At 63.6% G+C, this 23,131-nt stretch carries 25 protein-coding genes; 7 read left to right on the forward strand and 18 right to left on the reverse strand.

Translation table 11 applies throughout. The annotated features are described in order from the left end of the window. Positions 1 to 153 precede the first annotated feature (153 nt). Positions 154 to 1,674: a mannose-1-phosphate guanylyltransferase/mannose-6-phosphate isomerase gene (locus tag P3T17_RS05375; RefSeq protein ID WP_429405154.1), complete on the forward strand. Its 1,521-nt coding sequence runs from the start codon at positions 154 to 156 to the stop codon at positions 1,672 to 1,674. Positions 1,675 to 1,750: 76 nt separating this feature from the next. Here the strand turns inward: P3T17_RS05375 and P3T17_RS05380 are convergent, their stop codons facing one another. Further along, the gene (locus tag P3T17_RS05380) at positions 1,751 to 3,079 is read right to left on the reverse strand and encodes a transposase (protein WP_429405156.1); all 1,329 of its coding nucleotides are present in this window, start codon (positions 3,077 to 3,079) and stop codon (positions 1,751 to 1,753) included. Between the two features lie 196 nt (positions 3,080 to 3,275). Here P3T17_RS05380 and P3T17_RS05385 point away from each other — a divergent pair, with 196 nt between their 5' ends. After that, on the forward strand, positions 3,276 to 3,536 hold the full coding sequence (locus tag P3T17_RS05385) for a hypothetical protein (protein ID WP_429405157.1): 261 nt from the start codon (positions 3,276 to 3,278) through the stop codon (positions 3,534 to 3,536). A gap of 77 nt (positions 3,537 to 3,613) precedes the next feature. Here P3T17_RS05385 and P3T17_RS05390 read toward each other — a convergent pair whose 3' ends face one another. Next, positions 3,614 to 3,910, reverse strand: a complete 297-nt coding sequence (locus P3T17_RS05390) for a YciI-like protein (RefSeq protein WP_429288378.1) — start codon at positions 3,908 to 3,910, stop codon at positions 3,614 to 3,616. Between the two features lie 445 nt (positions 3,911 to 4,355). Between P3T17_RS05390 and P3T17_RS05395 the strand changes: the two genes are divergently transcribed. The 3 genes from P3T17_RS05395 (at position 4,356) to P3T17_RS05405 (ending at position 6,432) form a co-directional block, all read left to right on the forward strand. Further along, positions 4,356 to 4,643: a PsiF family protein gene (locus tag P3T17_RS05395; RefSeq protein WP_074264649.1), complete on the forward strand. Its 288-nt coding sequence runs from the start codon at positions 4,356 to 4,358 to the stop codon at positions 4,641 to 4,643. Positions 4,644 to 4,959: 316 nt separating this feature from the next. Then, positions 4,960 to 5,409, forward strand: a complete 450-nt coding sequence (locus tag P3T17_RS05400; RefSeq protein ID WP_074264650.1) for a hypothetical protein — start codon at positions 4,960 to 4,962, stop codon at positions 5,407 to 5,409. Positions 5,410 to 5,844: 435 nt separating this feature from the next. Beyond that, positions 5,845 to 6,432, forward strand: coding sequence for a BPSL1445 family SYLF domain-containing lipoprotein (locus P3T17_RS05405; protein WP_074264651.1), 588 nt, complete (start codon positions 5,845 to 5,847; stop codon positions 6,430 to 6,432). A 98-nt stretch (positions 6,433 to 6,530) separates the two neighbouring features. On the opposite strand, the gene P3T17_RS05410 is transcribed toward P3T17_RS05405, so the two are convergent. The 10 genes from P3T17_RS05410 to mltG all read right to left on the reverse strand — a co-directional run bounded on the left by P3T17_RS05410 (position 6,531) and on the right by mltG (position 16,324). Beyond that, complete coding sequence (locus tag P3T17_RS05410; protein ID WP_074264652.1) at positions 6,531 to 7,604, reverse strand: glycosyltransferase family 4 protein; 1,074 nt, start codon at positions 7,602 to 7,604, stop codon at positions 6,531 to 6,533. A gap of 286 nt (positions 7,605 to 7,890) precedes the next feature. After that, positions 7,891 to 9,060, reverse strand: coding sequence for an AAA family ATPase (locus P3T17_RS05415; protein ID WP_429405158.1), 1,170 nt, complete (start codon positions 9,058 to 9,060; stop codon positions 7,891 to 7,893). Between the two features lie 61 nt (positions 9,061 to 9,121). Beyond that, the gene (gene otsA, locus P3T17_RS05420) at positions 9,122 to 10,534 is read right to left on the reverse strand and encodes an alpha,alpha-trehalose-phosphate synthase (UDP-forming) (RefSeq protein WP_074264654.1); all 1,413 of its coding nucleotides are present in this window, start codon (positions 10,532 to 10,534) and stop codon (positions 9,122 to 9,124) included. A 205-nt stretch (positions 10,535 to 10,739) separates the two neighbouring features. Next, positions 10,740 to 11,096, reverse strand: coding sequence for a Rap1a/Tai family immunity protein (locus P3T17_RS05425; RefSeq protein ID WP_074264655.1), 357 nt, complete (start codon positions 11,094 to 11,096; stop codon positions 10,740 to 10,742). 118 nt (positions 11,097 to 11,214) lie between these two features. Beyond that, on the reverse strand, positions 11,215 to 11,898 hold the full coding sequence (locus P3T17_RS05430; RefSeq protein ID WP_429405531.1) for an ankyrin repeat domain-containing protein: 684 nt from the start codon (positions 11,896 to 11,898) through the stop codon (positions 11,215 to 11,217). Positions 11,899 to 12,022: 124 nt separating this feature from the next. After that, positions 12,023 to 12,814 carry a TatD family hydrolase gene (locus P3T17_RS05435; protein ID WP_429405160.1) on the reverse strand — a complete coding sequence of 264 codons (792 nt, stop codon included), beginning with the start codon at positions 12,812 to 12,814 and terminating at the stop codon, positions 12,023 to 12,025. Between the two features lie 48 nt (positions 12,815 to 12,862). Beyond that, on the reverse strand, positions 12,863 to 13,369 hold the full coding sequence (locus tag P3T17_RS05440; protein ID WP_074264658.1) for a GNAT family N-acetyltransferase: 507 nt from the start codon (positions 13,367 to 13,369) through the stop codon (positions 12,863 to 12,865). A 193-nt stretch (positions 13,370 to 13,562) separates the two neighbouring features. Further along, complete coding sequence (locus tag P3T17_RS05445; protein WP_429288381.1) at positions 13,563 to 14,600, reverse strand: DNA polymerase III subunit delta'; 1,038 nt, start codon at positions 14,598 to 14,600, stop codon at positions 13,563 to 13,565. Positions 14,601 to 14,693: 93 nt separating this feature from the next. Next, a complete protein-coding gene (gene tmk, locus P3T17_RS05450) occupies positions 14,694 to 15,314 on the reverse strand; it encodes a dTMP kinase (RefSeq protein ID WP_429288499.1) in 621 nt (206 codons plus the stop codon). After that, entirely contained in the window at positions 15,314 to 16,324 is a 1,011-nt protein-coding gene (gene mltG / locus P3T17_RS05455) for an endolytic transglycosylase MltG (RefSeq protein ID WP_429288500.1), read from the reverse strand. Before mltG ends, tmk begins: the two co-directional genes overlap by 1 nt. A gap of 78 nt (positions 16,325 to 16,402) precedes the next feature. On the opposite strand from mltG, the gene P3T17_RS05460 reads away from it, so the two are divergent. Both P3T17_RS05460 and P3T17_RS05465 read left to right on the forward strand, forming a co-directional pair. Further along, positions 16,403 to 17,452: a YgfZ/GcvT domain-containing protein gene (locus P3T17_RS05460; protein WP_429405162.1), complete on the forward strand. Its 1,050-nt coding sequence runs from the start codon at positions 16,403 to 16,405 to the stop codon at positions 17,450 to 17,452. A 138-nt stretch (positions 17,453 to 17,590) separates the two neighbouring features. Then, on the forward strand, positions 17,591 to 18,439 hold the full coding sequence (locus P3T17_RS05465; protein WP_429405164.1) for an NRDE family protein: 849 nt from the start codon (positions 17,591 to 17,593) through the stop codon (positions 18,437 to 18,439). A gap of 36 nt (positions 18,440 to 18,475) precedes the next feature. Here the strand turns inward: P3T17_RS05465 and P3T17_RS05470 are convergent, their stop codons facing one another. From P3T17_RS05470 to P3T17_RS05495, 6 genes are all read right to left on the reverse strand, one after another. Further along, the gene (locus P3T17_RS05470) at positions 18,476 to 19,444 is read right to left on the reverse strand and encodes an alpha/beta hydrolase (protein ID WP_429405166.1); all 969 of its coding nucleotides are present in this window, start codon (positions 19,442 to 19,444) and stop codon (positions 18,476 to 18,478) included. Between the two features lie 4 nt (positions 19,445 to 19,448). Further along, a complete protein-coding gene (locus P3T17_RS05475; protein WP_074264664.1) occupies positions 19,449 to 20,315 on the reverse strand; it encodes an SDR family oxidoreductase in 867 nt (288 codons plus the stop codon). 70 nt (positions 20,316 to 20,385) lie between these two features. After that, positions 20,386 to 21,384: an NADP-dependent oxidoreductase gene (locus P3T17_RS05480; protein WP_429405168.1), complete on the reverse strand. Its 999-nt coding sequence runs from the start codon at positions 21,382 to 21,384 to the stop codon at positions 20,386 to 20,388. 102 nt (positions 21,385 to 21,486) lie between these two features. Next, positions 21,487 to 21,933, reverse strand: a complete 447-nt coding sequence (locus P3T17_RS05485) for a PaaI family thioesterase (RefSeq protein WP_074266081.1) — start codon at positions 21,931 to 21,933, stop codon at positions 21,487 to 21,489. A 117-nt stretch (positions 21,934 to 22,050) separates the two neighbouring features. Continuing rightward, positions 22,051 to 22,353, reverse strand: a complete 303-nt coding sequence (locus P3T17_RS05490; protein ID WP_429405170.1) for a Dabb family protein — start codon at positions 22,351 to 22,353, stop codon at positions 22,051 to 22,053. A gap of 89 nt (positions 22,354 to 22,442) precedes the next feature. Beyond that, positions 22,443 to 23,114, reverse strand: a complete 672-nt coding sequence (locus tag P3T17_RS05495) for an ankyrin repeat domain-containing protein (protein ID WP_074264667.1) — start codon at positions 23,112 to 23,114, stop codon at positions 22,443 to 22,445. Positions 23,115 to 23,131: the final 17 nt, after the last annotated feature.

A 23,131-nucleotide genomic window follows, 5' to 3' on the forward strand; every position in this document is an offset into this window, starting at 1 on the left:
TTTGCTGCGCCGCAATAAACCATCAATTATTTCGAGATTTTTTGCGGGTTCTTTTGATTAGTTTTTTGGAACTTCGATTTATCAAGCTTTTATTGGCTATTTACGCCGTGATACAAATCGACGTACTCACCCAGCCCCGAGGAGCACATCACCATGACAGCAACGGTCACGGCATCCGTCGGCGACAGCCGGCAAGGCGCCGCCCCATCCCTGAAGGTCAAGCTGAAGGTTCATCCCGTCATCCTGGCGGGCGGCTCTGGCACCCGCCTGTGGCCCATGTCGCGTGAGCAGTATCCGAAGCAGCTGATCGGCTTGCTGGGCGACGACTCGCTGCTGCAATCGACCACCAGGCGCCTCGACGCGCTCGATGCCGGGCATCCGCTCGCCGATCAGCTGATCGTGGTCGCCAATGAAGAACACCGCTTCACCACCGCCGAGCAGCTGCGCGTGAGCGGCAAGGCAAGCCGGCTGATTCTCGAGCCGGCCGGCCGCGACACCGCGCCGGCGCTGACGGTAGCCGCCCTGTCGATCGCCTCGCAGGACGACGACGGCATCATGGTGGTCATGCCCGCCGACCACGCGGTCACCGATGTCGAAGCGTTTCACGCGGCAGTCGCCGCCGGCGTGCAGCACGCCTACGAAGGCCATATCGTGACGATGGGCATCGTGCCGACACATGCGGAAACCGGCTACGGCTATATCCGTCTGGGCGCACCGCTCGAGCGTGACGGCGCACTCGATGCGCACCGTCTCGACCGCTTCGTCGAAAAGCCGCATCTCGAACTCGCGCAGCGCTACGTCGAATCCAGGGAGTACTGGTGGAATAGCGGCATCTTCATCATGCGCGCCTCAACCTGGCTTGCGGCGATCAAACATTTTCAACCGGGCATTTACGAAGCCTGTGACGCGGCCTTTGCGGGCGGCAAGGCGGACGGCGACTTCTTCCGGCTGCAGCGCGAAGCGTTCAGCGCGTCGCCGTCGAATTCGATCGACTATGCGGTGATGGAACAGCTTGGCGGCGATCCGTCGGTTGCGACCGGCGTGGTTTTGCCGTTGCAGGCCGGCTGGTCGGATGTGGGTTCATGGGATGCGATCTGGCAGATCCTGCCGAAGGACGAAACCGGCAACGTGGGACGCGGCGAGGTGATGTTCGAAGGCTCGACGTCGACCTTCGCACACTCCGAAGGACGCCTGATTGCCTGCGTCGGCACGCAGAACCTCGTGGTTGTCGAGACCGCCGACGCCGTACTGGTGGCCGATAAATCGCGCGTGCAGGACGTGAAGAAGATTGTCGGCCGGATTCGCGCCGAGGGTGGCGCGGTGGCCGCGAATCACCGCAAGGTGCATCGTCCGTGGGGGCACTACGATTCCGTGGACAGCGGCGAGCGCTTCCAGGTGAAGCGCATTGTCGTGAATCCGGGCGCACGTCTGTCGCTGCAAATGCATCATCACCGCGCAGAACACTGGATCGTCGTGCGCGGCACAGCTCTCGTCACCCGCGGTGAAGAGCGTTTTATCGTCTCCGAAAACGAATCAGCTTATATTCCGCTTGGGACGACTCACCGCCTCGAGAATCCCGGCAAGATGCCGTTGGAAATGATCGAGGTGCAGTCCGGCTCCTATCTCGGCGAAGACGACATCGTGCGCTTCGACGACACTTACGGACGCCAGTAACCTTGATGGCGAATCACCAGCTATTGATGCGGATCCTGCGGCGGTTGCTCCTACCGGCCGCGGGCTGCTCTTTGGCTCACCCTGCGTGGGAGATGAGCTCTGAGGACATCGGGAATCGCTCGGACGTGCTGCTGTCGGCCGGCGTTTCGCTGGGGTAGCGGCGCAGCGGTGCGCGCAGTGCGCTGATCGGGCCATGCAAGGGACCGTGCAGCTGGCCATTGATAGGGCCGTTCAGTGGACCACCAAGCGGGCCGCTGATCGGACCATTAATTGGCCCATTTATCGGCCCACCAAGAGAACCGCTCAGATGATGGCCCTGCGCGTGGATGCTGGCCTGACCAACGTGGCCGTCATTCAACTGGCTGTCCGCCGCCTGGCCGTTTTTAGCGCCACTCATCTGTCCTGCCTGTCCACGTGCTTGCCCAGCTGGCGGCGCGTCCGCATGCACGGCTGCCGAACTGACGGTGGGCACATTGGGCATCGTACGGGTGGCCGGCAAGGGACGCGAATAACCTGCCGCAGGTGCGACACTTCCCGCACCTGCCACGTTCGCGACGGTTGCGACATTCGCCGCAGCGCCCACCGTGCGGTACTGCCGGTCGATCCATTGACGCGCCCACTCCAGCGCATACTCCTGCGCGCTATCGGGGTCGGCAAAGCGCGGGCCGACCAGACCGGAGCGCTCGACGCGGCGGCCGTCCAGTTCGATCTCCGCCCACGCGCGATACATGGCGCTCGGCACGCGTTCAGCCGCGACGTAGATCACGTAGCCGCGCCGGTCGACGACCTGCATGCCGCGCGCCGCAAGGCTCATCGGCAACGGACGTTGCGGAGCGTCCAGCGGATGGTCGCAGCGGCGCGGTACGGCGCCCAGTTCCGCTGCCCGGCTTACGGCCGGCTCGGTGCGCACGCCGACATCCGGCGGCACCGTGCCGGACAGCTGGCGCGTCATGTCGGCGAGCGGATCGAGCGAGGGCCAGCCGCGCGTCGCATTGGCAGGCGTCTGCCACGACTCGGGGCTTTTCCACGACACGCCGCGCAGACTGTCGTCGCGCACACTCACGGTTTCCAGTTGCGGCACGGGGTTCGCTGCAGCAGCCGGCGGCGATGCTTGCGGGACATACACGAAAGTGCGCCCGGTCTGCGACAGCAGCCGGACCATTTCGGCGAGCGTGCCGTTTACCTGCCATTCCTCAAAACGGCGACGGCAGGTCGGACCCGACGGATAGCGGCCTGGCAGTTTCGACCAGGGCTCACCGGTTGTCAGAATCCAGAGGACTGCATTTGCCACGATGCGTGGTTCGGCGCGCGGCCGGCCGCGTCGGTTGAGACGGACCGCCGGCTCATCGGAAACGAGCGCTGCGAGCTGCGCCCATTCGTCATTGCTTAGCTCATCGAAAAACATGCGGTTCTCCACGCAGCCTGGCCAGGCCGCGGCGTTGGACATCTCACGAATTCAGCGTTCACGATCCGTGTAGTGTCCTCGGTTGCACAAATATGTATTTACGTCCCGGCCGATTCGCGAATTTCGCACTGCGTTAGTGCGATTGTTCCCCACCGCGAAGCACAAAACGTGGTCTCACTCGTGCATAGGAGAAATTGTGCAGGAAGCATACCATCACCAGGGTTTCCGTGAATATCCCAAACACAAGTGTTACGGATGGAAACAAACTTGTGGTTTTTGCCGCGTTGATTTTCCAATAGCCGGGGCAGAAATGCCGTCAGTGGCAGCAGCACAACCGTCTATCGCGCAGCACATCCACGATGAAAGAACTGCTTTATTTCAGCCAAATGAATACGGAAAAGTTTTACTGCTTTTTTATGGCCGGATAGACGTGTGTATCGGTACCGCAACACGTTGAGGGCGCAACGAGCCGGCTGGCGATCCGCTCCTGTGCCTCTGCGCGGGAGCACATTTGGGACCGCCGCGCAGCGTAGATCAGGTGACCGGATTCGCTGCGTGCTCACCCACCACCGTCATCCATCCACGCACGCGCCAGCGCGTAACGAGCCCCTCCCGCACGTACGGATCAGCGTTTGCAAAGGCTTCGGCAGCAGCCGGCGAATCGCCTTCGAACAGCAGGATGGCGTTGTCAGCCGGCTCGACGAGCGCTCCGCCAAGCTGTAGTTCGCCGCGCGCGACCGCGGCCCGCGCCAGTTTCAGATGCTCGTCGCGCCAGCTTGCCCGGCGTTCGAGATAGTCGTCGCAGAGGTCGTAGATCAACAGGTAATGCATGGATATCCCTCCTGAATTAGCGGATAAATATTTCCGGTTTAGCCAATCACGTCAATATTGCGGCTTTAGAATAACGGCGGAATTTTCTTCCGGATTTCAATTGAAACTGATCGAATCGAGCTTATACCAATGCGGGCGCGCTTCTGTTCACCGGGAAACGTGACAAGCAAATTGAAAGGTATTGTTATCGATCGTCATTCATTCTGCATTCCGAACTATCTGCGCATTTTGCTCATGCCAGGCGTGTCTTGAGTGTCATTGACCGGCGATCGCCGGCGGATGGGCGCCCAGGGAAAACCTGCCCCGCCGCCTGTCAACCAGCCAACATTGCCATCCGTTTTACCTGACAGTTTTGCCATAATAACGACGGCGATGGGCAAACGGATGCCTGTGACGCCCGGTCGTACGACTACCAATAACAGTTTCACTACCGATGGAGTGTCCCATGAAGATCCAGTCCGCGCTCGCAGCCCTCGTCCTCGGCGCCGTGTTGGCGTCGCCCGCTTTCGCTCAAAACAGTCAGCAGTCGAAGATGACCGCCTGCAACCAGCAGGCCGGCGACAAGAAAGGCGACGACCGCAAGGCCTTTATGAAATCGTGCCTGTCGGCGAAACCGGCCGCCGCGCCGATGTCCCAGCAAGACAAGATGAAGGCGTGCAACACACAAGCCGCCGGCAAGAAAGGCGACGATCGCAAGGCCTTCATGTCGACCTGCCTGAGCAACAAGAGCTGAATCCAGGCTCTCCTGGACGTTGTAGCGGAGGCACGGCGCGGTTAGAACCGCGCCACCTCCGCGACGCCACTGTCGGCAGAGCACGCCTGTCTCGCCGCCATCTCTCCACCATAAAGGCCGCCGCGCCTGTCAGCGCTGGTTGCGCCATCAGCAGCGTCCGGCTTCCCCGCCGCTTTCCCGCCTTTCAAAGTCCGTTCGCCCCGATTGCAGCATTTTCTTCTATGATGGCTGCGGAGACGGCCCACCTATAAAACACCATGCGCCATCGGGCCGCCATCTTGTCGTTGATGCCACAGAGCATTGATCGGAGGCAAGAATGGTATGGAGACAGAAAAACCGCTGGTTCAGGCGGTGGCTGGTCGTCATCGTCTTTTGGGCGGTGCCGGTCGCGATCGTCGCGGTGCGCGAGATTCAGGAGGAAATGGCCTACAACGCCGTCGACCTCGATCGCGCCCTGACCACGTGGAATTTCACCGACGCGCAGCGCGCCGCCGGTGCCCCCGCCCGCTGTCATGGCGAGCCGGATGAGGCACGCGCGGCAGGTTGCCCGGCAGACGTGCTGAGCGCCAACGCACCCCGTCAGCAGGAGGCCCGTGACGAATACTCCTTGCGCCGTACTACGCTGTTCGCGTATCTGTGGCACGCGTTCGTCGGCTACTGGATCGTGCCGGCCATCACGCTGTTTCTCCTCGGGGCGCTGATCGGCGGCGTTCGCCGCGCGCTACGCCGCCCTCCACCCCCCATCAAAAGCACGCAGAATCATTGAAGGGTGCACGTGCACCCGCTCGCTGGCGTCAGGTATCGCGGCGAGTCCGTACGATCGCGCAACGCCGTCGGCATTGCGGCGTGCGCGCAACACACCCTCAACCTTTCATATTTATTTCAATCGTCCTGTGTCGCGCTGAAAATCGGTAAAAAGCGACCTGCCGGGTGCACGAAAGACACCGCTCCACCGGTGCTGGCGAGCTGCCATCTCAGGCACAAATTCTGCGTCCTTCCGTGCGTACGAAGCCCTTCGAAGGCGGTCCAGTGATCGGTCATAGTTACCCCAATGACTTTTCATATTTGCCGCAAACGCCCGTCCCACAAGGGTTTTCGTCGCAAGCGGGAACGCACCCTTTACTCGTGCGTGTGATATAACTAACCTGGCAGCCCGGTAAAAAAGCGTGGTTGCACCCAGGAACCGTGACGGAGAAAAACGATGCAAAGACGAAACTTCATGCTGAAGACTACCGCTGCGCTAGCTTTCGGAAGCCTTGCACTCGCTGGATGCACCACGTCGTCAGGCACCCCCGACAACGCGGCGACCAACATGTCGAAGCGGCAGTCGATTGACTCCAGCGTCGATGGGACGATGTCGCGCCTCTTCCAGACGGTGCCCGGCTCGCGTGAGCTCGTGTCGAAGGCGCGTGGCGTACTGGTATTCCCGTCGGTGCTGCAAGCCGGCTTTATCGTCGGCGGCCAGTATGGCGAAGGCTCGCTGAAGGTCGGCGGCGGCACGGTCGGCTACTACAGCACGGTCTCGGGCTCGTTCGGCCTGCAGGCCGGCGCGCAGTCGAAGGCCATCATCTTCCTGTTCATGACGCAGGACGCGCTCGACAAATTCCGCAATACCGACGGCTGGTCGGCAGGCGGCGATGCCTCAGTCGCTCTCGTCAAGATGGGCGCGAACGGCGCGATCGACACCACTACGGCCACCGCACCGGTCGAAGTGTTCATCCTCACCAATGCTGGTCTGATGGGCGACGTCTCGATCAACGGCACGAAGGTGTCGCGCCTGCATATCTAGGCGGGCAGGATCCGGGATCGCGCGTCTTGATGCGATCCCAGACGAAAACGGCGATGCTGCAGGCATCGCCGTTTTTATTTGCCAGACGCGCGCCGGGATCAACGCGGCGTGGTGGTCGTGTCGATCACCTTGAAGCGTGAACGCTTTTGCGCGCGAATCACCGACTGATACGCCTGGACATACTCCTGCGCCATCCGGTGCGACGTGAAGCGCGCTTCGAAGTGCTCGCGCACGCCGGCACGCGGCACCTTGTGCAGACGGTTCACGGCAGCCACTGCGCCAATCTCGTCCTCGACGATAAAGCCTGTCACGCCGTCGTCCAGTACTTCGGGCACGGCCCCGCGATTGAAGCCGATGACCGGTGTGCCGCAGGCCATCGCCTCGATCATCACGAGACCGAACGGCTCGGGCCAATCGATCGGGAACAGCAGCGCATGCGCGCCCGACAGAAATTCGGCCTTCTGGTTATCGGCGATCTCGCCGATAAATTCCACATACGGCAGATCCAGCAGCGGCTTGATATCGCGCTCGAAGTATTCGAGGTCAGCACTGTCGACCTTGGCCGCGATCCGGATCGGCAGGCCGCAGCGGCCCGCAATGCGGATCGCCGTGTCGACGCGCTTTTCCGGCGAGATCCGGCCGAGGAAGGCCAGATACTTCTGCTCCACCGGTTGCGGCGTGTAGAGGTTCTCGGGCAGTCCGTGATACACCGTGGTCAGCCATTTGGCCTGCGGCAAGGGGTGACGCTGCGAATTCGATATCGAGATCACCGGTGCGGTGTTGAACGTGTCGAACACGGGCTGCTGCTCGGGCAAATCGAGGCGGCCGTGCAGCGTCGTAACGAACGGTGTGTCCTGGCGTTTGAACACCGAGAACGAGTAATAGTCCATGTGAAAATGGAGCACGTCGAACTGGTCCGCCTGGCGGCGCACCAGTTCCATCAGCAGCATATGTGGCGCGATGCGGTCCCGGATGCCGGGGTCGAGCCGCAGGGCGCGCGGCCACACAGCCTCGAGTTTTGCGGAGGTCACCGAGTCGCCGCTGGCAAACAGCGTCACGTCGTGGCCGAGGTCTACCAGCGCCTCGGTAATGTACGACACGACGCGCTCGGTCCCGCCATATAGCTTGGGCGGCACCGATTCGGTCAAGGGGGCGATCTGAGCAATTCTCATCGTGTCTCTCCGTGAAACTGACGGCCTGGCCACGCTGAGCCCGGACATCCAGCGCAGCAGCCTGCAACGGCCTTGTCAGCGGCGCACGAGTATGCCAGCGCCTATGTCTCCAATCAATGTAATGACCGGCGTTGCGTTTGCTCGCGCCAGTTTGTGTACTTATTGCACCCGCTTATTTCGCCGGCTTATTTCACCGGTTACTGCCGATTATTGCCGATCGCGTACAAAAAAGCCCACAAACCTTTCAATTCCTATGCGCTGTTACAGTCAGGAAACACATCCCGGCTTATCGGGAGGGCCACTTCCACGGCGGCATATCGAGTGCATCCGCTCCGGCAATCCGGGTGGCGCCGAGCTGCTTTTCGAGCACGATCGACTGGCTGCCGTCTTCCCGTTCGAGCGCGGCAATGAGGCGCGCCGCGTGCGACACCACCAGCACCTGCGAATGGCGCGAGGCCCGGGCAATCAGCCGTGCCAATGCCGGCAGCAGATCGGGATGCAGACTCGTCTCCGGTTCGTTCAGCACCAGCAAGGCGGGTGGGCGCGGCGTCAGCAACGCCGCCACCAGCAGCAGATAGCGCAGGGTGCCGTCGGACAACTCGGCGCCCTTGAGCGGACGCAATAGCCCGTGCTGATGCATCGTCACTTCGAAGCGGCCGTCGAGGTTGATCACCGCGATGCTGGCGCCGGGAAAGGCGTCGTCGATAGCGTCGTCAAGCGCGGCGGCGTCGCCGATTTCGCGGATCGTCTGCAGCGCTGCGGCGAGATCCGAGCCGTCGTCGCCAAGCACCGGCGTGTGCGTGCCGATCTGCGGCAGGCGCACGGGCGATTCGCTATCGGTGCGGAAATGGTCGTAGAAGCGCCACGAGCGGATCTGCTCGCGCACCGCGATCATCTCCGGCGCGGTGCGCGGGTCGGAGAACTCCGTCATCATGCTGTCGAAGCTCGCCACCGGCTGCGGGAGGGTCTGCCACTCGCCGCTGTCGTCACGGGTGCGCAGCGTCGGGCCGTGGCGGTCCACCAGCATCGCCGAGGGCCGCAGCAGTGGACCGCTCCAGATGCATTCGCGCTTGATGACCGGGTCGAGCGAGAACGCCGTCGTCGTCGGCTTGATGGTCGGCAAACCGAGGTCGATGGCATAACCGAACTGGTCGCCGGCAAAGCCGAGCCGCAGATTGACCGGATCGTCGCGCCGCACGCCCTGCACCGGCAGCTCGCCGCTCAGCATGGCGCGCGAGAAGCGTTCGGGGCCGGCCCAGAGCGTCGATGGCAAGCCGCCTTCGCGTGCCAGCGACGCAATCACACCGCCGCGCGCCGTCATCGCCAGTAGCCGCAATGCGCGATACACGCTCGATTTGCCGCTGCCGTTGGGCCCGGTGACGATATTCAACGGACCGAGCGGCGCGATCACTTCCCGCAGCGAACGATAGTTGGCAATCGCCAGCGTGGTCAGCATGAAGCCTCCAGCCATACGGCGTTCATCGGTCCATCGCTCGCGCCACCCCGCGCGCCACCCATCAGGACGACCGCCCCGCGGCACCCGCCCCATGCAGCGGGACGCTGCGCAAGTCGTGCAGGAATGAGTCGCGCCACACACCGAGATCGTTCTTGCGCAGCGCTTCCATATTGATCTCGTGACGCCGTTGACGTGCCTCGAGCGGCATGGACAGCGCACGCTGCAGCGCTTCGCACATCCCCACTGCGTCATGTGGATTCACCAGCAGCGCCCCGCTCAGTTCAGCCGCCGCGCCCGCGAAGACCGACAGCACGAGCACGCCTGGATCGTCGGGGTTCTGCGCCGCCACGTACTCCTTGGCAACCAGGTTCATGCCGTCGTGCAACGGCGTGACGAAGCCGATTTGCGACTCGCGAAACAGCGACATCAGCTTCCAGCGGTCATAACGCTGGTTCAGATAGCGGATCGGCGTGTAGTCGAGGCCCGAATAGCGGCCGTTGATGCGACCTGCTTCGTATTCGAGGTCCTGGCGGATCTGCTGATAAGTGGCGACGTCGGAGCGGGTGGGCGGCGCGATCTGCACCAGCGTGACATTGCCGCGCCACTCCGGCGAGCGTTCCAGCAGATGCTCGAAGGCGCGGAACCGCTCGACGAGGCCTTTCGAATAATCGAGCCGGTCGACGCTCATGATCAGCTTGCGTCCTTCGAGGCTCTGCTTGAGATCAAGCACATGCTGACGGCTCTCGTAGCGCTGCGCCTGCTCGGCGATCTCGTCGGGGAACACGCCGATCCGGTAGACGCCCGTGCGCAGGCGGCGTCCAAAGGCTTCCGCGTGACCGTCGGCCGTCACGCTGCCGCGCGCGTGGCGCACGAGGTAGTCGTGAAAGGCGAGCTCGTCGGTGGCAGTCTGGAAACCGAGCAGGTCGTAGCAGCACAGCGACTTCGCCAGCTCTTCATGCGGCGGGATGTTGAGCAGGATCTGCGGCGCGGGAAACGGGATATGCAAGAAGAAGCCGATGCGGTTCGTGATGCCTTCGGAACGCAGCGCTTCGGCGAACGGGATCAGATGGTAGTCGTGGACCCAGATGATGTCGTCGGGCTCGAGCAGCTTGATGAGACGGTGGGCGAGCCACGCGTTGACGCGCCGGTAGCCGGCATATTCCTCGCGCTCGTAGCGGGCCAGATCGTTGCGATAGTGGAAGACCGGCCACAGCGTCGCGTTCGAAAAACCGCGGTAATACTGATCGTAGTCCTTGCGCGTGAGCCCGACGGTAGCGAAGGTCACGGCACCTTCCTGCTCGAGCGTCGGACCAGCGTTGGCGACGGTTTCGCTGACGACGTCGCCGCTCCAGCCGAACCACACGCCCCCCGCGTCTTTCAATGCACCGAATACGCCGACCGCTAGCCCCCCTGCCGATCCTTTGGTTTCCGTCGGGGTTGCCACACGATTCGATACGACGATCAGCCTGCCCATGTCTATTGTCCTCCTGGTTCCGAGGGCCTCGCGCGCTGGCGCGGCGCCCTGGTTCGCGGCTAAGAAATGACAGTTCGACCGGTCGCGAGGACGATCAGTTGCAGGCCCGGTGGGAGCCGGGCCCCATGCAGTGGCCGCAGACAGGGTTCAGGCACACCTCGGACTGGCTTCACGCAGCCGGTCCCCAGTGGATTCAGCCGGCGCGTTACTCGCCGCTTCGGCAGGGAAACGCCTTGCCGAGCCCCAGCGAAATCGCGGTGCTGGCGTTATAACCCACCGCGTTTGGATTCTCTGCAATGTACTTGCGCACCGCATCGGTCAGCTGTTGCGAGCGCGCGTCCGGCGGCAGGCAGAAATACTGGCCGACCCTTGGACCGGTGGTGCCGCCGATCGCGTCGATCGTGTTGAAGACGCCGTCGGCCGCGCCTTCGATATACGCAGCGCACGCGCTACGCGATGCCACATCCGTTTTCTCGCACAGCTTGTTGAGGTCGCCTCCCGTGAATGCGGCTGCCGTTAGCGGTACGGCAAGCGCACTGGCGCAAATCAAAGCCCGCAGCATGGTGATCCTTCCAGGGTGATTATCGAGCGGTCTGATGCCGCATAGAAACGGCGCGCCCCAAAGCGCGCCGTAGCCGTTATTCTGCACTGTTTTTCTGCATGCGAGGCATGCCGGCACGTTACTTCTGCTGCGTTTGCTGCATTCTCGCTGTCAGGCCCTCGACGACATCCGGTTCCTTGTACTGCTTGGCAAAGTCGAGCGCGTTCATGCCAATCTGGTTTTTTACATTCAGGTCGGCGCCGTTGTCGAGCAGCAGCTTCACCGTCGACACATGGCCGCCGCGCGCAGCCATCATCAGCGGCGTGGTGCCGTTCGGCGAGCCGGCATCGACGTAAGCGGAGTGGTCGAGCAGCAGCTTGACGATGTCGTCGTGACCGTTGGCGGCCGCGTAGTGCAACGGCGCCCAGCCCTTCTTGTTGACCTCGGCGTCCTTCGCGATCAGCGTTTGCACGATGTTGATGTCGCCATTGAGCGAGGCCATCATCATGGCGTTTTCGCCGGCCTTGTCCGTGATCTCGATGTTGGTCTTCGGGTTGGCGATCAGTGCCGCGACAACCTTGTCGGACTTCTCGCGGGCAGCCAATACCAGCAGCGGGATGCCCTGGTCGTCGGTCAGATTCGGGTCCATGCCGTGCGAAAGCTGCTTGTTGACCTCGCTGACATCGTCGAATTTGACGGCCTTGATCATCGTATCGGCCGGGGCGGCGTGAGCCGGCAAAGCGGCGAGCGCCGCGCAGGCGAAGCCGCCGGCCAGCGCGACGCGCGACACGCGGGCAGCGCCTCGGCACAGCGACGCGAGCATGCCGGTGCAGTTGGCGTTTACAACGGAGGACGAAGCGTTCTGGGCGTTGGCCTGGGTCAGATATTTATTCATATATAGCTTTAGGAATCGTCCCTATCTTGTTGATAATATTCAATTTCCAGATTCAGGCAGCAGCTGCTGCGGGAATCCTGAAGAGCCGGAAGAAGTTTTCGGTCGTTGCGGCGGCCAGCGCCGCATCCGGCATCTCGCGTTGTTGCGCGATGAAGCGTCCGACATAACTTACGTACGCAGGTTCATTCGCCTTGCCACGATAAGGCACCGGTGCGAGGTACGGCGAGTCGGTTTCAATCAGCAAACGCTCGAGCGGCACGCGGCGAGCGACGTCCTGCACCTCCGTCGCGCTCTTGAACGTGACGATGCCCGACAGCGAGATGTAAAAATTCTGCGCCAGCGCCTGTTCGGCGACAGCCCACGGTTCCGTGAAGCAGTGCATCACGCCGCCCGGCTCGCCCGCGCGTTCTTCGGCCATGATCCGCAGCGTGTCTTCCGACGACGAGCGTGTGTGGATGATCAGCGGCTTGCCCGTGGCATGCGCAGCGCGGATATGAGTGCGAAAGCGCTCGCGCTGCCATTCCATGTCGGCGATCGTGCGGCCTTCGAGGCGATAGTAGTCGAGGCCCGTCTCGCCGATCGCCACCACCTTGGGATGTCTGGCGAGTTCGACCAGCTCGGCCACGCTCGGCTCCTGGGCATCCTCATGATCGGGGTGTACGCCGACCGAGGCGAACACGTTCTCGTATGCCTCGGCAACCGCCAGCACGGACGGCAGGCTTTCGAGGTCGACGGACACGCACAGCGCATGCGTGACCGAGTGGCTGCGCATGTTCTCGATGACCTGCGGGAGGCGGTCGCCGAGTCCTTCGAAGTTGATGTGACAGTGCGAATCGACAAACATGGTGGTGTCCTGCGGTGAATCGAATGGGTGTGGGTCAGCCAGCCTGCATCAGGCAGCGGAATCGATCCGCCGGCCGAGAATCAACAGGTCGCGCTCGATGCCGTCCAGCACCGCGACGCGCGGCAGCGCACCCCACTCGCCAAAGCCGAAGCCGCGGAACAGGCGCAGGCTCGCTTCATTGTGGCCGAAAATGAAGCCCAGCACGGTATGGATGCCGAGCCCCGGCGCGGCCGACAGCGCCTCGGCCAGCAACTGCTTGCCGAGTCCTTTGCCGCGTGCTGCTTCGTCCAGATAGATGCTGACCTCGGCCGTCCGCAGATAGGCCGGGCGGCCGTAAAAATCCGAAAAGCTCAGCCACGCGATGATCCGGTCGCCGTCTTCCACCACCCACAGCGGTCGCTTTTCCGGACCATGGGCATGAAACCAGGCGAGCCGGCTCTCGACGCTCACCGGCTCCAGATCCGCGGTGACCAGGCGCGACGGCACGGTCGAGTTGTAAATGGCGACGATGGCGGGCAGATCGTCGAGTGTGGCGTCGCGGTACGAAAGGCTCATGATGGCGGGTGTGTCGGGTGGTGGTTCTGAAAAAAGTCAGGTATGGATAGCTGCAATCGGGGCGTAGCCGGGCCGCGAATCGCGTGTCATTGCGCTACGCCGCGGCCAGGGCCGCGTACGGCCCGCCTCGCCGCTCGCCTGCCGACGTGTCAGCGAGCCAGTGACCAGCGACCAGCGGAGACGGCCAGCCGCCTCAGGCGAACAGATCGCGGTAGCCGATAAACAGTTCCTCGAAGACCAGCCGCGCGTTCAGCGGATGGTTTTCCACCGCGCGCTGACGCGTCACGGTCTTGATGAAGCGGGCGAACGCCGTGGCATCCGTCTGCGCGGCGCAGCGGTCCAATGCCGCCGCAGCCTGCGGGAAGTAACGCGGTGCTCCAGCGGTCCGCTGAGCCAGCAGGTCATACAGCCAACGCTGCAGCCAGCCGAGCACGAGCGGCACCGGCAGCTTTTGCAGCGCCTCGGCGCACGCGAACGCATCGCACTGCGGGCCGGCAGCGAGCTGTTTGAGGGTCCAGTCGCGCAAGGTCCGGTTCTCGTCGCTCGCCAGCGCCAGCGCGGTGAGCGGCGCGCCGCCCGCCTCGGCGAGCAGCGCCGGCGCGTCGGCCACGCCCTGCGCGGCGAGCCACGGCGTCGCGATCTCCGGCGCGGGCGCGGTCATCGGCCACTGGCGGCAGCGGCTGATGATGGTCGGCAGCAGACGGTCGATGCGCGCCGACACCATCAGAAACACCACGCCCGCCGGCGGCTCTTCGAGCGTTTTCAGGAGCGCGTTGGCGGCGGCCACGTTGAGCGCCTCGGCCGGCGCCAGCACGACGACGCGCGCCCCGCCGCGATGCGAACCCACGCCAGTGAAATCCAGCAGTGCGCGCACCTGTTCGATCTTGATTTCCTTGCTCGGCGCGCGGGTCTTTTTGGTGTCGTCGGCGTCGGCCTTGTCAGCTTTTTCATCAGCGGCCGCGCTGGCGAGACCGGCTTCGGCGGCTAACGCTTCGGGCACGACGATCCGGTAGTCCGGATGGTTGCCCTGCACGAACCAGTTGCACGCGGCGCACGTCCCGCACGGCTCGCCGTTCGGAAGCTGGGCCTCGCACAACAGCCCTTGCGCCAGATGCTGCGCAAAGCGCAGCTTGCCGATCCCGGCTTGCCCATGGAGCAGCAACGCATGCGGCCAATGCCCACGTAGCTGTTGCAGACGGTTCCAGTCATCGGCTTGCCACGGATAAATCATTGTTTCTCTTTAAATTCAATCGGTTGTCGTTGTTTTATCAGGTAAAACACGAACTTTCGGGCCGTTATAACGTTGATTAATATTTATTGAAAATCAAAGCGTTGTAATCAGTTCTTCAAGTCGTTTCTGAATCTGCGGAATGCTCTGCGTGGAGTCAATGATAGCGAACCGGTACGGCGCTTCTTCGGCCCGGCGCAGATATTCGGCGCGCGTACGGGTGAAAAACGCATCCGATTCGCTTTCGAAGCGATCCGGCTCGCGCGCCGAGCTGCGGCGCTCGCTGGCAGTGTCCGGCGACACGTCGAACAACAGCGTCAGGTCCGGCTGAAAGCCGCCCTGCACCCAGCGCTCCAAGGCTTCGAGCTTGTCGCGCGGCAGGCCGCGGCCACCGCCCTGATAGGCGAACGTGGCGTCGCTGAAGCGGTCGGACAGCACCCAGTCGCCGCGCGCGAGCGCCGGCTCGATGACCTGCGCCAGATGTTCGCGGCGCGCGGCGAACATCAGCAGCGCCTCGGTTTCGAGGTCCATCGTCTGGTGCAGCAGAATCTCGCGCAGCGACTCGCCGAGCGCCGTGCCACCAGGTTCGCGGGTCATGACGACGGTCCGGCCGCTCGCCGCAATGTGCGCTTCGAGGCGCTCGCGAAACCACGCGAGATGGGTGGTCTTGCCCGCCCCGTCAATGCCTTCGAATGTGATGAATTTGCCCCGCGCCATCATTGCCCTCGAATATATTTGTCGACGGCCTTGTTGTGATCGCCGAGTGTGTCAGAAAAAATGCTGCTGCCGTCGCCGCGCGACACGAAGTACAGCGCCGTGCTCTGCGCCGGGTTCAGCGCCGCCTGCAGCGACGCGACGCCCGGCAGCGAAATGGGCGTTGGCGGTAGGCCCATGCGCGTGTACGTGTTGTAGGGCGTGTCGGCCAGCAGGTCGTGCTTGTGCAGATGGCCCGTGTAGCCGTCACCCATCCCGTAGATCACCGTCGGATCGGTCTGCAGCGGCATGCCCACACGCAGCCGGTTCGCGAACACCGCCGCGACCATGGGCCGGTCGGAGGGCTTGCCGGTTTCCTTCTCGATGATGGATGCCATCGTCAGTGCATCATACGGCGTCTTGTACGGCAGCCCTGGTGAACGTGCCATCCAGGCTTCGTCGAGGCGCTCGCGCATCAGATGATAGGCGCGCCGGTACACGTCGAGGTCGCTGGTGTTCTTGTCGAACAGGTAGGTGTCGGGGAAAAACAACCCTTCGCCATTGCCAATCGACGCTTCCGGTGCGCCGATCGCGCTCAGCAGATCGGCATCGCTCATGCCGGCGGTGTCGTGCTTGAGGGCCGGATTGGCGTCCAGTTCGGCACGCATGCGCTTGAAGGTCCAGCCTTCGATGATCGTCGCGACGTATTCGTTGACGTCGCCGCGGGCAAGCTTCTGCAGCACTTCGTAGGGCGTCACGCCGCTCTTGAACTCGTAGTTGCCCGATTTGAGCTGGGTCTGCAGCCCGAGCACGCGCGTCATGACGACGAACAGTTCCGGCTCGACCGGCACGCCGCCGCGGTTCAACTGCAGCGTGACGCTGCGCAGACTGCTATGCGGTTTGACGGTGACGTCGAGTTGCGGCGGTGTCAGGTTGATCGGGCTGTTGGCCCAGTGATATACGCCAGCAACACCGGCGGCAGCCAGCGCAACGACAATCGTGCCGGCAACGAGACATTTCTTCAGGAGGGACATGCGGAACATGGCTTGGTTGAAGTCCATATAATACTTGCTTGCCTTAGCCAAAGTCAGAATTGACTGTTCCCCGAATCCATGAATGCACCGCTCGCTTCTGCCCCCGGCACCGCCGCTACCGCACCGGCCGCACTGCCTCCGCTGCCGCGCCCCTCGCGTGAGGAATTCGACGCTGTCGGCGCGCACGGCGCTTATATGCTGCTCACGCAGTTCGGCGTGATCGATGCGACCGGCGACGACGCGGCCAGCTTCCTCCACGGTCAGCTAACCAACGATACCCAGCATCTGGACGCGGCCAATGCACGTCTGGCGGGCTACTGTTCGGCCAAGGGGCGTCTGCTGGCGTCGTTTCTGAACTGGCGTAGCGGCGAGACGATCCGCCTGCTGGTGTCGAAGGACATTCAGGCCGCCGTGCAGAAGCGTCTGTCGATGTTCGTGCTGCGCGCTAAAGCGAAGCTTTCGGATGCGAGCGGCGAGCTGGCTGTAGTGGGCCTCGCGGGCGACGTGCGCAAGGTGTTGTCGGGCGTATTCGATGCGCTGCCCGATGGCGTGCATGTGAAGGTGGACGGGCCCGCCGGCTCGCTGATCCGCGTGCCGGATGCGCTCGGGAAGCTGCGTTACCTGTGGGTCGGGCCGAAAGCCGAGGTTGAAGCACGTTTGCCGCTCTTCGACGGCAAGCTCACGCGTGCTTCGGCGGCGGTATGGGACTGGCTCGATATTCGCGCCGGCGAGCCGCGGATCACCCAGCCGGTGGTCGAGCAGTTCGTGCCGCAAATGGTCAATTTCGATGTGCTCGGCGGCGTGAATTTCCGCAAGGGTTGCTATCCGGGGCAGGAAGTCGTGGCGCGCAGCCAGTATCGAGGGACGATCAAACGACGCACGTCGCTGGCCAATGTGGCCGGTGAACTGGCGACGGTTGCGCCGGGTATGGAACTGTTCCACTCGGCGGATCCGGGCCAGCCTTGCGGCATGGTGGTGAATGCCGCTTCGGCGCTGGATGGCGGTGTGGACGTGCTGGTCGAGGTCAAGCTCGCGGCGCTCGAGTCGGGGTCGGTTCACCTTGGCGCGGCTGATGGGCCGGCGCTGACTTTCCTGGCACTGCCGTATACGTTGCCGACTGAGGTTTGATACGGTGTTAGGGTTGGAAACAAAGCCTCCCAACGAAGAACTCCTCGCCCGCCTGCGCGCCTTCCGCGGCACGCTGCCGACCGATTTCAGGTTTGACCGCAACGATGCGAATGCCCGTGGCGCGGGAGACTGCCCCCGATGTGCCTGATCGTCTTCGACTGGCGGCCCGATGCGGCCGAGGGTCCGCTTTTCACACTCGCCGCCAATCGCGACGAATTCTTGCGCCGCACCGCCGATCCGATGCACTGGTGGACCGAAGCGCCGAACCTTCTGGCCGGGCGCGACCTGGTGGGCGGCGGCACCTGGCTTGGCATGACGCGCGACGGCCGTTTTGCAGCGCTGACGAATTACCGCGCGCCCCATGAAATGCGCGCCGATGCGCCCACACGCGGCACGCTGGTCAGCCACTGGCTGCTGGGCGAGCCATCCGCCGAACTCACGCCGCTCGATTACCTGCAGCGGGTTGCGCAGGACGGTGAGATCTACAACGGCTTTAACCTGCTGGTCGGCGACTGGTCGCGGCGCGAACTTGGCTGGTACTGCAACCGCTCGGCCATGCCGCCGGCGTTGCTCGAAGCCGGCACGCACGGCATCTCGAATGCCGTGCTCGATACACCGTGGCCCAAGCTTGTGCGAAAGCGCGCCGAGCTGGGCGCGTTGGTCGCGACGGACCCGCTCGTGCCGCTCGAAGGGCTAATCGAACTGATGCGCGACACCCGCCTCGCCCGCGACGACCAGTTGCCCTCCACCGGCATCCCGCTCGAACGGGAGCGGGTGCTGTCGGCAGCGTTTATCGAATCGCCGGATTACGGCACGCGCGGGACGACGGCCTTGCGGGTCGTGGCGGACGGCATCCACGGTACGCATGACACGCATGGCAAACATCTGAGTGCGGCGGTCGTCGAACGCAGCGACGACAACGGCTCGCACCGCGTGGTGCGCCCAGGTGACTTCGAGCGTAGCTTCGCGTTCAATATCGAACGCTGAGGCAAGCCACCGCCGGGAAGACTTCGCCTGACGCGCTCAGTCCAGCTCGATACCAAACGCCGAACGCAAGGCAGCGACCGCATCGGCATGAGCCCGCGCGACGTCCGGCACAAAGCCGCCCATCTTGAAGAACTCGTGGATCATGCCTGCGTAGCGCATGAGCGTGACCTCGTTGCCTGCTGCGCGCAGCTTTTCCGCGTAGGCGATGCCTTCGTCGCTGAGCGGATCGTACTCGGCCGTCGCAATCCACGCGGGCGCTACACCTTCTAATCGGGGCGCATTGCGTGTGCCGTCGAGCGGCGCGAAGCGCCAGTCGTCGCGATCGCCCGGGTCGCGCACGTATTGCTCGAAAAACCACTGGATCGTCGCAGCCGACAACAGAAAACCATCCGCGAGCCGCGCATGCGAATCGGTCTGCTGATACCCCGTCGTGCCTGGATAGATCAGCATCTGCAGCACCGGTTTCAGCAATCCGGCGTCCCGCGCCAGCACCGCGCAGACGGTAGCAAGCGTGCCGCCTGCACTATCGCCGCCAAGCGCAATACGCGCCGGGTCGACGCCATAGAGACTCGCGTTGGCATGAAGCCAGCTCAACGCATCGAACGCGTCGTCCACTGCAGTGGGGAATTTATGTTCCGGCGCAAGCCGATAATCGACCGAGAGCACCACGCATTGCGCGTCGCGCGCGAACATGCGGCACAGGGCGTCGTGCGTATCGACGCTGCCTACGGTAAAGCCACCGCCGTGGTAGTAGACGAGCGCCGGTGACGGCTGCGCCCAGCTCGGTTCGGCCGGCTGGTAGAGCCGCGCGCGGATCGTCGCGCCGTCGCGCATCGGCACCTTCAGATCTTCGACGGCGAACATCCGCGCGGACGGGATCTCCAGAATCGGCGCGCTTTTCTCGTAAGAGGCGCGCGCCTGTTGCGCGGTAACTTCGTGGTACGGCGGGCGCTTCGCCCGCGCAATCAACTCGAGCACCTGCTCGATCTTCGGATTCAGCGGCATCGACTCACTGTCCCTTGACCTCTGGCTTGAGCGATAGCGGGTCAGTCGGATTGCGCAACTGTTCGATGTCCTCATGACGCAGGTGGACAGTCGGCAGGATCGCCGCGTGCGTGATGATGTAGAAGCGCCCTGCGTCGATCGCCTCGAACGTCATCTCGGCGACGTCCTTCGCGCTCAGCTTGCCCGACTGCACCGCCCGCTGCAACTGCTTGCCGGCGGCGAGTTGCGAGCGTGTCGGACCCGTGTCGTTGCGCAGGGTCTCGGGACGGGCGCGCTCCGCATCGGCGATGCCGGTCGGCACGAAGGCCGGGCACAGTAGCGAGCAACTCACCTGGCCGCCCGCGTTCTGCAGATCGTTGTAGAGCGTCTCCGTCAGCGAGACGACTGCGTGCTTGGACGCGTTGTAGACGCCCATCGCCGGTGGCGACAGGAGCCCGGCAACGGACGCCGTATTGACGATATGCGCCGGTTCGTTCTGCCGCAGCATGATCGGCGTGAAGACGCGCACGCCGTGCGCGACGCCCATCACGTTGACGCCGAATACCCACTCCCAGTCGCGCGCCGTGCTTTCCCACACGAAACCGCCGACGCCCACGCCTGCATTGTTGAACAGCAGATGCACCTTGCCGAACGCGTCGAGCGCCGCGAGCGCCAGTGCTTCGACCTGGGTGGCGTCCGAAACATCCGTCGGCACGCCGATCGCGTCGGCGCCGGCCGCGCGCAGATCATCCACGGTTCGCGCGAGCGCGGCGCCGTCGACATCCGCCAGCACCAGCTTCATGCCCAGAGCCGCGCCCTTCTCCGCAAAGGCGCGCCCGAAACCGCTCGCCGCGCCGGTGATCACGGCCACTTTGCCGTCGAACTGGAACATCAGGTGTCTCCGCTAGTTGCCTGTCAAAATTCAAACGAGGTCCAATGGGGCCTAGCCCGGTCAACTCGACTCAGATCAGCTTGACGAGCTGCTTGCCGAAGTTCTTGCCTTTGAGCAGACCGATAAACGCCTCGGGCGCACTCTCGAGGCCCTGCGCGATGCTCTCGCGGTAATGCAGCTTCTTCTGCGCGACGAGCGTGCCGAGTTGCGCGAGCGCTTCAGGCCACACGTCCAGCTGCTCGGTGACGATGAAGCCTTGCACCAGCAGACGCTGCCTGACGATCAGCGCCGGATGCTTGAGCGGCGCCGGCTCGCCATCGTAGCCGGCGATCATCCCGCAAAACGCGATCCGGCCGAACGCATTCATGCAAGCGAGCGTCGCATCGAGCACCTCGCCACCGACGTTCTCGAAGTAGCCGTGGACACCGTCCGGCGTCGCAGCTTTCAGGTCCTGATAAAGATTGCCGGCCTTGTAGTCGACGCAGGCATCGAAGCCGAGCGTCTCGACTACATAGCGGCACTTGTCCGCCCCACCGGCGATGCCGACCGCGCGTGCCCCCGCCAGCTTCGCCAGTTGCCCGACCACACCGCCGACCGCCCCGCTCGCCGCGCTGACCACCACCGTCTGCCCGGACTGGGGCTGGATGATGCGGTTCAGACCGTACCAGGCCGTGACACCGGGCATGCCCACGGCACCCAGGTAAGCAGCGAGCGGGACATGCGTGTCGTCCACCTTGCGCACGCCGGTGCCATCGGACGTGCCGAATTCCTGCCAGCCAAGCGTCGCGACCACCTTGTCGCCCACCGCGAACTTCGGATGTCTGGACTCCATGACTTCGCCCACAGTCCCGCCCACCATCACCTCGTCGAGCGGCTGCGGCGCCGCGTACGACTTGGCGTCGTTCATACGGCCGCGCATATACGGGTCGAGCGACAGATAGTGATTGCGCACGCGGAACTGGCCTTCGGCGAGCGGTGCCAGCGGCGTTTCGACGAGCCTGAAATTGTCGGGCGTAGCGGCGCCTTGTGGACGCGACGCGAGCACGAATTGACGGTTGATCTGGGGCATGTCGATCGTCTCCTTGATTGTCTGGATGTAGCGTGAATCCGCGGGTACGCAAAGCGGAACGTGCGTAGCGGAACGTGCAAAGCGGCACGTCCCGCCATGCGTTCAACCGTCGCTAGGACCCGGTTTGGCAGACGGGTCGCTGCGCAGACGCTGATGCGTTACTTCGCGGCCCACGGCAAGGCGGCGCATGTACTTGAAAGTACCGAGCGCTTTCGCGACGAAATGGCCTTCGCTGTCGCGGATTTCGCCTTCGCAATAGGCCATTGTGGTCGAACGATGCAGCACGCGTGCGGTGGCGCGCAATTCGCCACGCCCCGGCTGCATGAAGTTGACTTTCATCTCCACCGTGACGACGCCCACGCCGTCGCCCGCGAGACTGCGGGCGGCCATTGCCAGCGCGACATCGGCAAGCGTCATCGTCACGCCGCCGTGCGCGACGGCCCAGGTGTTCATGTGATCGGGCGCGAGCGGCAGGACGACTTCGCTCGCGCCGTCCGCCGCGCTGACGAGTTGCACGCCGAGATGGTCGACAAAGGGGCTTTCGAGCACCGGCAGCGCGTTGGGGGCGACGGTTGCAGCGGGTGCGGATGCATCGCGACCCGCCCCCGGTTGGCCGGCCCCCGGTTGGCCGGCCCCCGCTTTCTGCGAATCAGTCATTGCCGCGGCTCAGACTTCGTAGTCGACACATTCGCGCGATTCGCGCACTGCGCTGACGAAGCTCTTGAGCGCTTCGTGAGTCGGGTGAACCTGGTAGGCGTCGAGCGATGCCTTGTCGGCGAAGTCGGAGACCAGCACGACGTCGTAGGTGGAGTCGAGGCCTGCTCCGGCCAGACCCACTTCCAGATGCAGGATGCCGGGCACGATGTTGCGGCAACCTTCCAGCTTTTCCTTCAGCTTGACGGCATTCTCCGCGCGCGAAGCGCCCTCTGCCGATTCCTTCAACTTCCACATCACAATATGTCGAATCATGGTTTCCGTAGCGTTCCACGCTATTCCAGTAAATGGGTCGGGTCATTATACGCATTGGCTTTTCAAATGTTTCTTCGCCCTCGCATGCCCTAGCCCGCAGAAAGCAGACGGGCAACCTGATCCGACCTGGTCTGCACTGCGATATCTTGCGCCGTCATTCCGCGATTGTCCTTTAACGTCCGATCCGCACCGCGAGCAATCAGCAGCCGGGCGGTGTCCGCGCGATCGTATCCCGCGGCCCACATCAGCGCGGTGAGGTCGTTCCTGTAGGTGCGATTCACGTCGACCCCGGCATCGAGCAACCGGCTCACCACCTTCGTTTGTCCCTGGCCGGCCGCGTACTCCATGGCGGTCTTGCCAATGCGATCCGTGGCGGAAAGATCCGCACCATGCCCGAGCAGCAGCGCAACGATCTCGTCAAAGCCGCCGTACGCTGCGGCCATCAATGGTGTGACGCCCGGCGCATCCATGTGCTGGACGTTCGCGCCGTGATCGATCAGCATGCGCGCCATCGCCACATCGCCTTTTTTGCACGCTGTGATCAATGCGGTGTCGCCGATGCGGTTCATGGCATCCACGGCCGCCCCGTTCTGAAGCGCCGCGAGAACCGACGCCTGGTCGCCGTCCTTCGCGGCGGCCAGCAGTTGCCGGTTGGTTTCTCCAACGCCGTCGCCTTGCGCATGCACGGGCAAGTACACGCCGAATGCACCGGCCAGCAACAGAACCACAGTCGCGATATATCGGATGACGGTCTTTTTCATGGTATCCCTCCGCGCCA

The organism is Paraburkholderia sp. GAS82 (assembly GCF_050436285.1).
Lineage (GTDB): Bacteria > Pseudomonadota > Gammaproteobacteria > Burkholderiales > Burkholderiaceae > Paraburkholderia > Paraburkholderia phenazinium_B.

Bases quoted from the DNA above. Each gene is read 5' to 3' on its own strand.
- P3T17_RS05375 (WP_429405154.1), top strand. From the start codon at position 154: ATGACAGCAACGGTCACGGCATCCGTCGGCGACAGCCGGCAAGGCGCC.
- P3T17_RS05380 (WP_429405156.1), bottom strand. From the start codon at position 3,079: ATGTTTTTCGATGAGCTAAGCAATGACGAATGGGCGCAGCTCGCAGCG.
- P3T17_RS05390 (WP_429288378.1), bottom strand. From the start codon at position 3,910: ATGCATTACCTGTTGATCTACGACCTCTGCGACGACTATCTCGAACGC.
- P3T17_RS05395 (WP_074264649.1), top strand. From the start codon at position 4,356: ATGAAGATCCAGTCCGCGCTCGCAGCCCTCGTCCTCGGCGCCGTGTTG.
- P3T17_RS05400 (WP_074264650.1), top strand. From the start codon at position 4,960: ATGGTATGGAGACAGAAAAACCGCTGGTTCAGGCGGTGGCTGGTCGTC.
- P3T17_RS05405 (WP_074264651.1), top strand. From the start codon at position 5,845: ATGCAAAGACGAAACTTCATGCTGAAGACTACCGCTGCGCTAGCTTTC.
- P3T17_RS05410 (WP_074264652.1), bottom strand. From the start codon at position 7,604: ATGAGAATTGCTCAGATCGCCCCCTTGACCGAATCGGTGCCGCCCAAG.
- P3T17_RS05415 (WP_429405158.1), bottom strand. From the start codon at position 9,060: ATGCTGACCACGCTGGCGATTGCCAACTATCGTTCGCTGCGGGAAGTG.
- otsA (WP_074264654.1), bottom strand. From the start codon at position 10,534: ATGGGCAGGCTGATCGTCGTATCGAATCGTGTGGCAACCCCGACGGAA.
- P3T17_RS05425 (WP_074264655.1), bottom strand. From the start codon at position 11,096: ATGCTGCGGGCTTTGATTTGCGCCAGTGCGCTTGCCGTACCGCTAACG.
- P3T17_RS05430 (WP_429405531.1), bottom strand. From the start codon at position 11,898: ATGCTCGCGTCGCTGTGCCGAGGCGCTGCCCGCGTGTCGCGCGTCGCG.
- P3T17_RS05435 (WP_429405160.1), bottom strand. From the start codon at position 12,814: ATGTTTGTCGATTCGCACTGTCACATCAACTTCGAAGGACTCGGCGAC.
- P3T17_RS05440 (WP_074264658.1), bottom strand. From the start codon at position 13,369: ATGAGCCTTTCGTACCGCGACGCCACACTCGACGATCTGCCCGCCATC.
- P3T17_RS05445 (WP_429288381.1), bottom strand. From the start codon at position 14,600: ATGATTTATCCGTGGCAAGCCGATGACTGGAACCGTCTGCAACAGCTA.
- tmk (WP_429288499.1), bottom strand. From the start codon at position 15,314: ATGGCGCGGGGCAAATTCATCACATTCGAAGGCATTGACGGGGCGGGC.
- mltG (WP_429288500.1), bottom strand. From the start codon at position 16,324: ATGTCCCTCCTGAAGAAATGTCTCGTTGCCGGCACGATTGTCGTTGCG.
- P3T17_RS05460 (WP_429405162.1), top strand. From the start codon at position 16,403: ATGAATGCACCGCTCGCTTCTGCCCCCGGCACCGCCGCTACCGCACCG.
- P3T17_RS05465 (WP_429405164.1), top strand. From the start codon at position 17,591: ATGTGCCTGATCGTCTTCGACTGGCGGCCCGATGCGGCCGAGGGTCCG.
- P3T17_RS05470 (WP_429405166.1), bottom strand. From the start codon at position 19,444: ATGCCGCTGAATCCGAAGATCGAGCAGGTGCTCGAGTTGATTGCGCGG.
- P3T17_RS05475 (WP_074264664.1), bottom strand. From the start codon at position 20,315: ATGTTCCAGTTCGACGGCAAAGTGGCCGTGATCACCGGCGCGGCGAGC.
- P3T17_RS05480 (WP_429405168.1), bottom strand. From the start codon at position 21,384: ATGCCCCAGATCAACCGTCAATTCGTGCTCGCGTCGCGTCCACAAGGC.
- P3T17_RS05490 (WP_429405170.1), bottom strand. From the start codon at position 22,353: ATGATTCGACATATTGTGATGTGGAAGTTGAAGGAATCGGCAGAGGGC.
- P3T17_RS05495 (WP_074264667.1), bottom strand. From the start codon at position 23,114: ATGAAAAAGACCGTCATCCGATATATCGCGACTGTGGTTCTGTTGCTG.